Genomic DNA, 9655 nt, shown 5'->3' on the forward strand with positions numbered 1-9655 from the left:
CAGAACATGGTCAATAAACCGGACTTTTTAGGAGGCAATGGACAAGATCACTTTCGTCCTGAATTACAAGTAGAAAGTCCTGAAGGTGAGTTACATTTGCGGTTTCTTATTCCTTCGCATCAGGAGTTTGCACTACCAGCAACTGGTATTCGGGAAGTCATCGAACTGAGTCCTGATCGAATCACCCCAATCCCTAATGCTTCTCCTTTACTTTTGGGTACTCTAAATTTACGAGGTCGAGTTATCTGGGTGGCTGATTTGGGTCAATTTCTAGGGGAAGCAACAGTATTAAATACGGATCGCGCCGAAATTCCGGTGATCGCCATAGAAGAACAAGACACAATTGTCGGTTTAGCAGTGGAAGAAATTGGCGGTATGGATTGGCTAGATGCACAGCATCTATTAACACCAACAAATATACCGGATACAATGGCTCCTTTTTTGCGAGGAGAGTGGTTATTAAATGCTCAACACAAACAGTGTCTGCGACTACTAGATCAAACGGCAATTTTACGCAGTGCGCGTTGGGCAGGATGAAACAGGGAGGTTAAGAAATGGCAGCGAGTATAGAAGATAACGCGCAGACATACCAACAGGCTTTAACAGCCTACGCGCAACAAGACTACCAAGAAGCAGCCATCCTCATCGACGAGGTGGTGCAAAATCTACCAAATGACCCCAACACCCATTTGTTACGAGGTCATATCTACTATGTTTTACAGCAGTATGATGTGGCAAAAGTCGAATATGAAAAAGTGTTGGAACTAACTGATGATCCAGAAGTAACTGTTTTTGCGGAAACAGGACTGGAGCATATCAATCAATATCAACAGGCATTAGATAATACTACTGATGATAACAAATTCCAGCAATCTGCACAAGATGCTTCTGTGTTTGCCGAAGAAAAACCAGCAGAACAAGAGTTAGAAATATTAGAAGATTTAGAAAATTTAGAGGATTTAAATAATCATAGCTTTGAGTTAAACGCGATCGCTAACCATGAAGAGACAGCAGAGGAGATAGAAGAGCTTTTCTTAGCGGAAAACCCATTTCATACACCTACCGATAGTAGTGAATCAGTTCCAGACACAGATTTTCCCGAAATTATCAACGATAATCCTTTTACCTCCTCTCAACAAGAATTAGAGTTAACTTCACAAGCCAATATCTGGGAAAAAGCAGAATTAGAATTACCTGCTTTTTTACAGGATGATCTTTCATCATCTATAGACAAAACAGAAATTAATAGCGATTTAGAAAAAAATAATACAAGTACTTCTCATCATAATTTGGTGGAAAATCAGCCAAACATTAGTGATTCAGATTTTGCAAAAATCTCTTTCACACCCAGTCCTACCTTAAAGAGTCAAGAACATGATTCTGTGGAGCAAATCTCACCAAAAACTAGTGATAATAGTTTGCAGAACATGAAAAAAAATTATTCCGACGATGAAACTTTGCTAGTTCAAAAACTAGAGACAGATATTGAAATCACAGAAATCAATCGTGTGGAATACAACAGTAAATCTTTAAAAAGTAATTTTACTATTGAAGATAACGAAATAAATTCCAATTCCCAGACGAAGCAAAATCACAACTTTGATGATGACAGTTTTGATCTAGAGGCATTTGAATCAGCTTTTGGTTCCGAATCATTTTCTGAAAATGAACAAGAAGATAACAGCCAACTAAATAGCAAAGTTTCTCAAGGTAGCAATATTGAGTTTTTAGATGACTTTGGTGAATTTGACGATTTGGGAAATATTGAGGCAGAGTTTGATTTTGTCACCAATTCTGATTTCGCTGACTCGCAACTAAATTCTGCTTCACTCGTATCAAACAACAAAAGTTTTAGTCAACCTTTGGAAAATTCTGAGATTGCTGAAAAAGGAAATGAAAATGTGGATAACTCCACAGAAGGCGATCGCGATGATGAATTGTTTAGTATCACCGGTTCCCAAGAAGCAGTCCCAGTCTTTGCTCAAACAGACGTTAACAACATCAGACCTCAAGTCAGCATTGAACAAGGGATTCTCGCACCCCTAGAAAATGCGCCACTAGGCAAAAAGCAATGGATAGTTGCTGGCTGTGTCGGTGTAGCTTCAGCAGTAGTTGTAGCTTTAGTTAGTTTCACCGCTACGACAGTTTCTCCACCCCAACAACGGGAGTCTGTACGCAATACTGGCTGGGCAATGGCATTAGCCGCAGGGCTTGTAAGTTTTGCTACCACTGGGATTATGGGCAATCTCACTCTCAAGCAAATCCGGCGCACGACCAAAGATTTGCAAAACCAATTTGATGCGGTGCAAAAAGGCAATCTCAATGTCCAAGCCACAGTCTACTCAGAAGATGAATTAGGCAAGTTAGCTGCTGGCTTCAATGAAATGGCACGGGTAATTTTTACGACCACCAATGAAGCCACACACAAAGCCCAGGAACAGGAAGAAGCCAAAGAAAACTTGCAACGGCAAGTAATTCGTCTATTAGACGACGTAGAAGGAGCCGCGAGGGGAGATTTGACTGTCCAAGCCGAAGTGACAGCCGACGTTTTAGGAGCAGTTGCTGATGCATTTAACTTAACGATTCAAAACCTGCGAGATATCGTCCAACAGGTGAAAGTCGCAGCACGGGAAGTAACCAAAGGTGCAACTAACTCTGAAACATTTGCCAGGGCCTTATCTAGCGATGCTTTGCGCCAAGCCGAAGAGTTAGCTGTCACCCTCAATTCAGTACAGGTGATGACTGATTCTATCCAACGGGTAGCAGAAGCGGCACGGGAAGCAGAAACAGTTGCTCGTGAAGCCAGTGCGATCGCTCTTAAAGGAGGAGAAGCAGTAGAAAATACCGTAGCAGGGATTTTAGAAATTCGCGAAACTGTCGCCGAAACCACCCGCAAAGTGAAGCGACTAGCAGAATCATCACAGGAAATTTCCAAAATTGTCGCGTTGATTTCTCAAATTGCCTCCAGAACCAATTTACTAGCTCTTAACGCTAGTATTGAAGCAGCACGAGCAGGGGAATCGGGACGGGGTTTTGCCATCGTAGCGGATGAGGTACGCCAGTTAGCTGATAAATCAGCCAAATCTCTCAAAGAAATTGAACAAATAGTCATGCAAATCCAGAGCGAAACAGGCTCAGTGATGACTGCGATGGAAGAAGGTACTCAGCAGGTAATTCAAGGTACAAAATTAGCAGAAGAAGCCAAGCGATCGCTAGAAAATATTATTCAAGTCGCAAATCGCATTGATATTCTTGTGTGCTCAATTACTTCCGACACTGTCGAACAGACAGAAACTTCCCGCGCTGTAGCTCAGGTGATGCAATCAGTCGAACTCACAGCCCAAGAAACATCCCAAGAAGCTCAACGAGTTTCCGGCGCACTACAAAACTTAGTAGGCGTCTCCCGTGACTTAATCGCCTCTGTAGAAAGGTTCCGAGTAGAAACCTCAGAAACTAGATGATTAGTCAATAGTCCATAGTCAATAGTCTATAGTTCATAGTCCATAATCCATAGTCAATAGTCCATAGTCCATAATCCAAAACTTTTTAGCCATTGACCATTGAGAATTGACAATTGACCCTTGACTCTTGACCCTTCCCTTGACCCTTGACTTTTGACCATTGACCCTTAACCCTTGACCCTTGACTATGCTTCCAGAACAACAACAGCGCATTCTCGGTTACTTTATTGAAGAAGCCAAAGAACACCTGACCACAATTGAGCAGGGGTTGCTGAATCTGCAAAGTACTATTAAAGATCCAGAAATGCTCAATGAAGTTTTTCGGGCGGCTCACTCGATCAAAGGAGGGGCGGCGATGCTTGGTCTGGGTAGTATTCAGCATACTGCTCACCGCTTAGAAGACTGTTTTAAAGTCTTAAAAGAGTGTCCGGTGCAGGTTGATCAAAAGCTTGAATCTTTGTTTTTGGGTGTATCTGATACCCTCAAAGCACTGTTAGAGAATTTAACTGGTCCGTTTGGTCTGACAGAAGAGACTGCCAATCATATCATGTCAGAAGCGGAACCTGTGTTTGGGTGGTTAAATGAACATCTGGATTTGCTCGTCAAACAAGGAGCTACAGGATTACCACTTGCTGATACTGAACGCTGGCAACAGCACCAAAACCTGATATTGCAAGACCTCCGGGAAATGTTGCAGTTATTTAAGCAACCAGCAACAGCTGAAACGCGTCAAAGTTTGCAAGACTGCTGTAGGCAATTGGTCGAACTTGGTGAACAATTAAATTGTGCATCTTGGTGTAATTTGTGTCAAGCTGCAAGTCAAGCGATCGCCAATCAAGAAAATAGCTACTTAACATTAGCAAAAATCGTGATTACAGATATCAAGCAAGCCCTAGAATTAGTTCTAGCAGGTAGAGAAGCTGAAATCACTATTAGTCAGCAGCTAGAAGCATTACTTCCACCTCAAATAGAACTATTAGACATCACAACTGATGTTACAAAGGAAGAAGCTGACATAGAAGCAGCGCCATCAACAGCATTAGAGAAAACTTTATTCACTACACCTGCTGAGAACGCCACTGCTGACGACAATACTACATCAACTACAGATAATATTACTGAATTAATAACTCTATCAGAGTCAATCGAATTTGCACAAGAAGATAAAATCACTAACCTTTCAGAAGTATCTGAACAATTGGGTAGTAATATCAATAATTTCGTTGAATTGACAACACAAACAGAATTAATAGAATTTGCACAAGAAGATAGGATCAACAGCCTTTCAGAATTATCTGAACAAATTCATGGAAATACAGCTAATTTTGCTGACTTGATAAATGAACCTGAATCTCAGGAATTAGAATTAGAAAATACTATTATCAGTTTATCTGAAGTATCTAATCAACTCCATATAGATGATGAAGAGAACGAAGATTTAGATATTCAAAGTTTAGAAGTTCATGGGCCAGAAGTCGGATTAGCAGAGTTAAATACTCTTGCCCAATTATTTGAAAGTGAAACTCCTGACTTTAACGAGACATGGGATATTGAAGAAGAAATTACTGAACAAGATAGCACAAATAATCAAATTGAAGTTGAGATCAACGATCCAAGAGATACTATCAACGATTTAGCAGAGTTATTATCTGTAGAAGGGAATACAAGTATTCAAGAGAGACAAACTATCAATGTGAAAGAAGAGTTAACTATTGTACAACTTTTTGGTGATGATTTTTTAGAAGAAGAAAGTTTAGACAAAAATCTGGATTCGTCAGTAATATCTACACTCAATGAAAATATCAAATATCAACAACTAAAATCTAATTACAAAATAGAAGAATATCAGCAATTACAAAGTGAATCTGATAATTTATTAAGAGAATTTGAGAATCAAAGTTCAGTACAGGAAATTGAGCAAAAAATTACTCAATCAATAGAAGAAAATTCGACTTTAGATAGTCTGTTTAATGAAGAACAACAAGATAATAATCCGACTATTATTATTGATGGATCAGAATATGATGATTTATTTGATCAGCTTAGTCCCACAACCACAGAGTTTTCCTCTACTACAGACCATTTAGTTTCATCGATACAAACAGAATTATCAGGACTAGGAGAATTAGAATTTTCTGCTGAAGAAGATGCTGCCAAAGCATTAGAACAAATTTTGTTTGCGGCTGCTGCTGATGATATTTTTAGCGATCGCCAACAGCAAACACCAGAGTCAGTTAAAGATTTTGAGTTAGAAGATTTAGGTTTTTCCCAAGAATTAATCCTCTCTACTGATACTAGCGATGATTTATTTGCTGAGTTAGCAGTACATGATTCTACAAGTACATCTCCTGTTGATGAAGAGTTATCTCCTCGGAATATTCATAATATTTCACAACAACCAGAAGCTCTAGAATTCACTCCCGAATTTACTCATTTTTCCACAGAAATACAAGCTTTAGATTTACATCAACCAATTACTGAACAAGAAATTGACTGGTTAGATGCGCTCAGAATAGAAGAAGATAGCAACGAAACTCTAGAAGTTTTATTTAATGATTTGCCAGTACCAGAATCTCATGATTTGGAAGTTGATAGTAGAAATAATCCTTTTGTTTTTCAGCCTAACTCAGAGGATGATGCATTATTTACAACAGATGTAGCAGACCTAAGTTTTGCAGATATGATTGCATCTCAAATACAGGCAGATTCAGAAATAGAATTTCTGGATAACTTAATTGCTGCAAATCAAGAGGTAATAGCAGAATCTTTTTCTTTTGGTCTAGATTTGAGTGAGAATTTATTACTGTCAAATTTGCCAAAAGATGAATTTGAGCCGGAAAATAAACAAAATAATTTCCAATTTCAAATTCCAGATTCTGAATTAGATGTACAAGATTCCAGCTACGATAATGAGATAAAAATTCCAGATTTGATTGAGGAAGAATCAGTAATTGCAGAGACAGAAACAAAAGCAGAAAGTGATGCTTTTGCAGAAGATGCATTTACTGAGTTAGATGATTTACTTAACGAAGAAGTAATACTAAAGGCTCATACTCCCACAATCCCAGATATCGAATTTGCTGCCTTAGAAGAAATGCTGACTTTAGAGGAAGATGAAAATGCGGTAGTAGCAGAGCAATCTACGCCACGATTTTCTAAAAAAGATACAAGCAACCCGATTTTATCCCCAGAGATTGAGAATGAATTTAAAGAATTAGAAGGGATGGTAGGGGGAGCGGTAACACCTAGCACAGTCAATTTAACAGGTGGACGTAACTCTGGTTGGAATACTACTTCCAGATTTGAGCAATTAATGAAAGTCCCTGTTAAACATCTGGATGATTTAAGTAATTTAGTTGGGGAGTTGGTAGTAAACCGCAATACCCTAGAGCAGGATCAGGAACGTTTACGCCAGTCATTAGATAATCTATTGCATCAGGTACAGCATCTCTCGGATGTGGGAACAAGAATGCAGGAATTGTATGAGCGATCGCTACTAGAAGCATCTTTGTTAGCTAGTCGCAAAAATAGCAATTTCAGCACATCAGATACAGATAGGGGTTTTAGTGAACTGGAAATGGATCGCTTCACACCCTTCCATAGTTTGTCCCAGGAAATGATTGAACTGATTGTGCGGGTGCGTGAGTCTGCAAGTGATATTGATTTTGTCACCGAAGAAAGCGAACGTGTAGCACGACAATTCCGACAAGTTACAGGTCAACTGCAAGAAGGACTGACAAGAGCGCGAATGGAGCCTTTTTCCCAGGCTACCGATTTATTACCGCGAGGTGTGCGCGACAACTCTATTAAGTATGGGAAGCAAGTAGAGTTGGTGATTCAAGGTCGAGATACCTTGATTGACAAAATGATTTTGGAACATCTCAAAACACCGCTAACGCATTTGCTTAACAATGCGATCGCTCACGGGATTGAAACGCCAGAGGAGCGTCGATCTCAAGGAAAATATCCTGTGGGAACCATTACTGTTTGTGCTTTCCATCAAGGTAATCAAACCATCATTTCTGTCAGTGATGATGGTGCTGGAATTAACTCAGACGCGGTAAAAGCAAAAGCAATCAAAGTTGGTTTGATTACTCCCAGCCAAGCCAAAAATATGCTCCCGATAGAGGTTTATGATCTACTCTTCCGACCAGGTTTTAGTACCAAAGACCAAGCAGATGATTTAGCAGGTCGCGGTGTCGGTTTAGACGTAGTTCATACAAAAATCAGTGAAATCAGGGGGGGGATTTCTGTTGATTCTGCGATGGGCAAAGGTACCAGCTTTACGATTCGTTTACCACTGACACTCAGTATTTGTAAAGCGCTTTTCTGTGTTTCTGATAAAGCCAGAATAGCTTTCCCGATGGATGGCGTAGAAGATACCCTAGACGTACCTGTAAAAAATATCCAAGAGGGCGACGCAGGTGAAAAGCTTATTCCTTGGCGGGATAGAATGCTGCCATTCAAACCTTTAAAAGAACTTTTAACTTTCAATCGACTACTTAGTCGAGGTAACGTCTACGGTGGGAACCGAGACGATGATATGATTTCTGTGGTTGTAGTGCGATCGGCAAATACACTAGTCGCCTTACAGGTTGATCAAGTGCTGAGTGAACAAGAAATTGTGATTAAACAATTTGAAGGACCCGCCCCTAAACCAGTTGGCGTCGCTGGTGCTACCGTCTTAGGTGATGGTCGAATTATGCCGATTGCTGATGTGCTAGAAATTATCGATATCTTCCAGGGAAGGACTTCTAAACAAAGTACAGTTGGTATTTTGAGTCAAAAATCAACTCTAAATCAGCCAGATACGTCTGTAAGTACAATTGACCCGACAGTGCTGATTGTCGATGACTCAATTACAGTTAGAGAATTGCTTTCTTTAACCTTTAATAAAGCAGGTTATCGGGTAGAACAAGCACGTGATGGACAAGAAGCCTGGGATAAACTGCGTTCTGGTTTACCTTGCGATCTCGTATTCTGTGACATTGAAATGCCTCGTTGCGATGGTCTAGAATTACTTTCTCGCATTCAAAAAGACTCAAACCTCAATCATTTACCCATAGCTATGCTCACCTCACGAGGTGCAGACAAGCATCGACAAATGGCTATCAGCTTGGGAGCAAGTGGTTATTTCACCAAACCTTATCTGGAAGAAGCTCTACTAGAAGCAGCATCGCGGATGCTCAAAGGTGAGAAACTAGTGGCTAGCTAAGAGACTTTCAAATCCAAAATATTAAATAGCAGGGAGACAGAAGGGGGTGTGGGCAGACAAGGAGGACAAGGAGGAAAAGGAAGACAAAGAAGAATAACCAATCCCCAATCCCCGTTACCCCTTCGCCCCTAATCCCCACTCCCCCAAGGGAGTGGGGACCCCGAGTTCCCCAAAGGGGACCCCTACCTTCCCCAATCCCCGGTGCTTACTACTGACTTCTGCCAAAATGCCAAATGATGTTCAACTACTCCTGTTAATCGGACTGCTTTTTGTAGAAGGAATTAACAGCTAATTCGAGGGCATCTTATGAAGTTTGCAAGTGACGATCGCGGTAGCGGTAGGTAAGTATAAGAAAATAGATTTTGCAAAAAGTCTATAGTTATTTCTGTTAATTAAAAATAGATTTTCATAGACAGATATTTTGAGTGAAATATCAATAATCACTTTATTAATTGTGAAACTTTTGAAGCGATGAAGCGATCGCAATCAGGATTTACGCAAACAAAATACCCGAAACTCTCATTTTCTGGTAAAAATTCGTTAATTGCCCCTAGTACCGTGTCAATAAAGTTGGTAGTAAGGACTACCGTGCGGCTTCTGCGAAGCAATACAGTCTTTATTTTTTAAGTAAAGTGCTTACTACAAACGTGTAATTCCTAGCAATCATAAAAAAGCGCCTACCTAAGGTAAGCGCTTTTATATTTTCGTAGAGGCGGGATTTACCGCACCTCCGTTATTTAAAGATTAACCGTTGATAGCAGGAGCAGAGATTGCAACAGGAGCAGCTTCAGCAGCAGCCAAGTCGAGAGGGAAGTTGTGAGCGTTACGCTCGTGCATTACTTCCATACCCAAGTTAGCGCGGTTGATGATGTCTGCCCAAGTGTTGATCACGCGACCTTGTGAGTCAATTACTGATTGGTTGAAGTTGAAACCATTCAGGTTGAACGCCATGGTGCTGATTCCCAGTGCGGTGAACCAG

3 protein-coding genes and 1 pseudogene are annotated in these 9655 nt (G+C 40.4%); 3 read left to right on the top strand and 1 reads right to left on the bottom strand.

Annotation, left to right across the window (positions count from 1 at the left end; genetic code table 11):
• Window positions 1-6: 6 nt before the first annotated feature.
• From ACE1AT_RS10205 to ACE1AT_RS10215, 3 genes are all read left to right on the top strand, one after another.
• Window positions 7-537, top strand: a complete 531-nt coding sequence (locus ACE1AT_RS10205) for a chemotaxis protein CheW (protein ID WP_374867867.1) — start codon at window positions 7-9, stop codon at window positions 535-537.
• 17 nt (window positions 538-554) lie between these two features.
• Complete coding sequence (locus ACE1AT_RS10210; protein WP_374867869.1) at window positions 555-3461, top strand: methyl-accepting chemotaxis protein; 2907 nt, start codon at window positions 555-557, stop codon at window positions 3459-3461.
• A gap of 187 nt (window positions 3462-3648) precedes the next feature.
• Entirely contained in the window at window positions 3649-8676 is a 5028-nt protein-coding gene (locus ACE1AT_RS10215) for a response regulator (RefSeq protein WP_374867871.1), read from the top strand.
• A gap of 744 nt (window positions 8677-9420) precedes the next feature.
• Here ACE1AT_RS10215 and ACE1AT_RS10220 read toward each other — a convergent pair.
• Window positions 9421-9655 (bottom strand): annotated as a pseudogene (locus ACE1AT_RS10220) (photosystem II q(b) protein); the annotation flags it as partial.

It is taken from the genome of Pelatocladus sp. BLCC-F211 (assembly GCF_041928655.1).
GTDB lineage: Bacteria > Cyanobacteriota > Cyanobacteriia > Cyanobacteriales > Nostocaceae > Pelatocladus.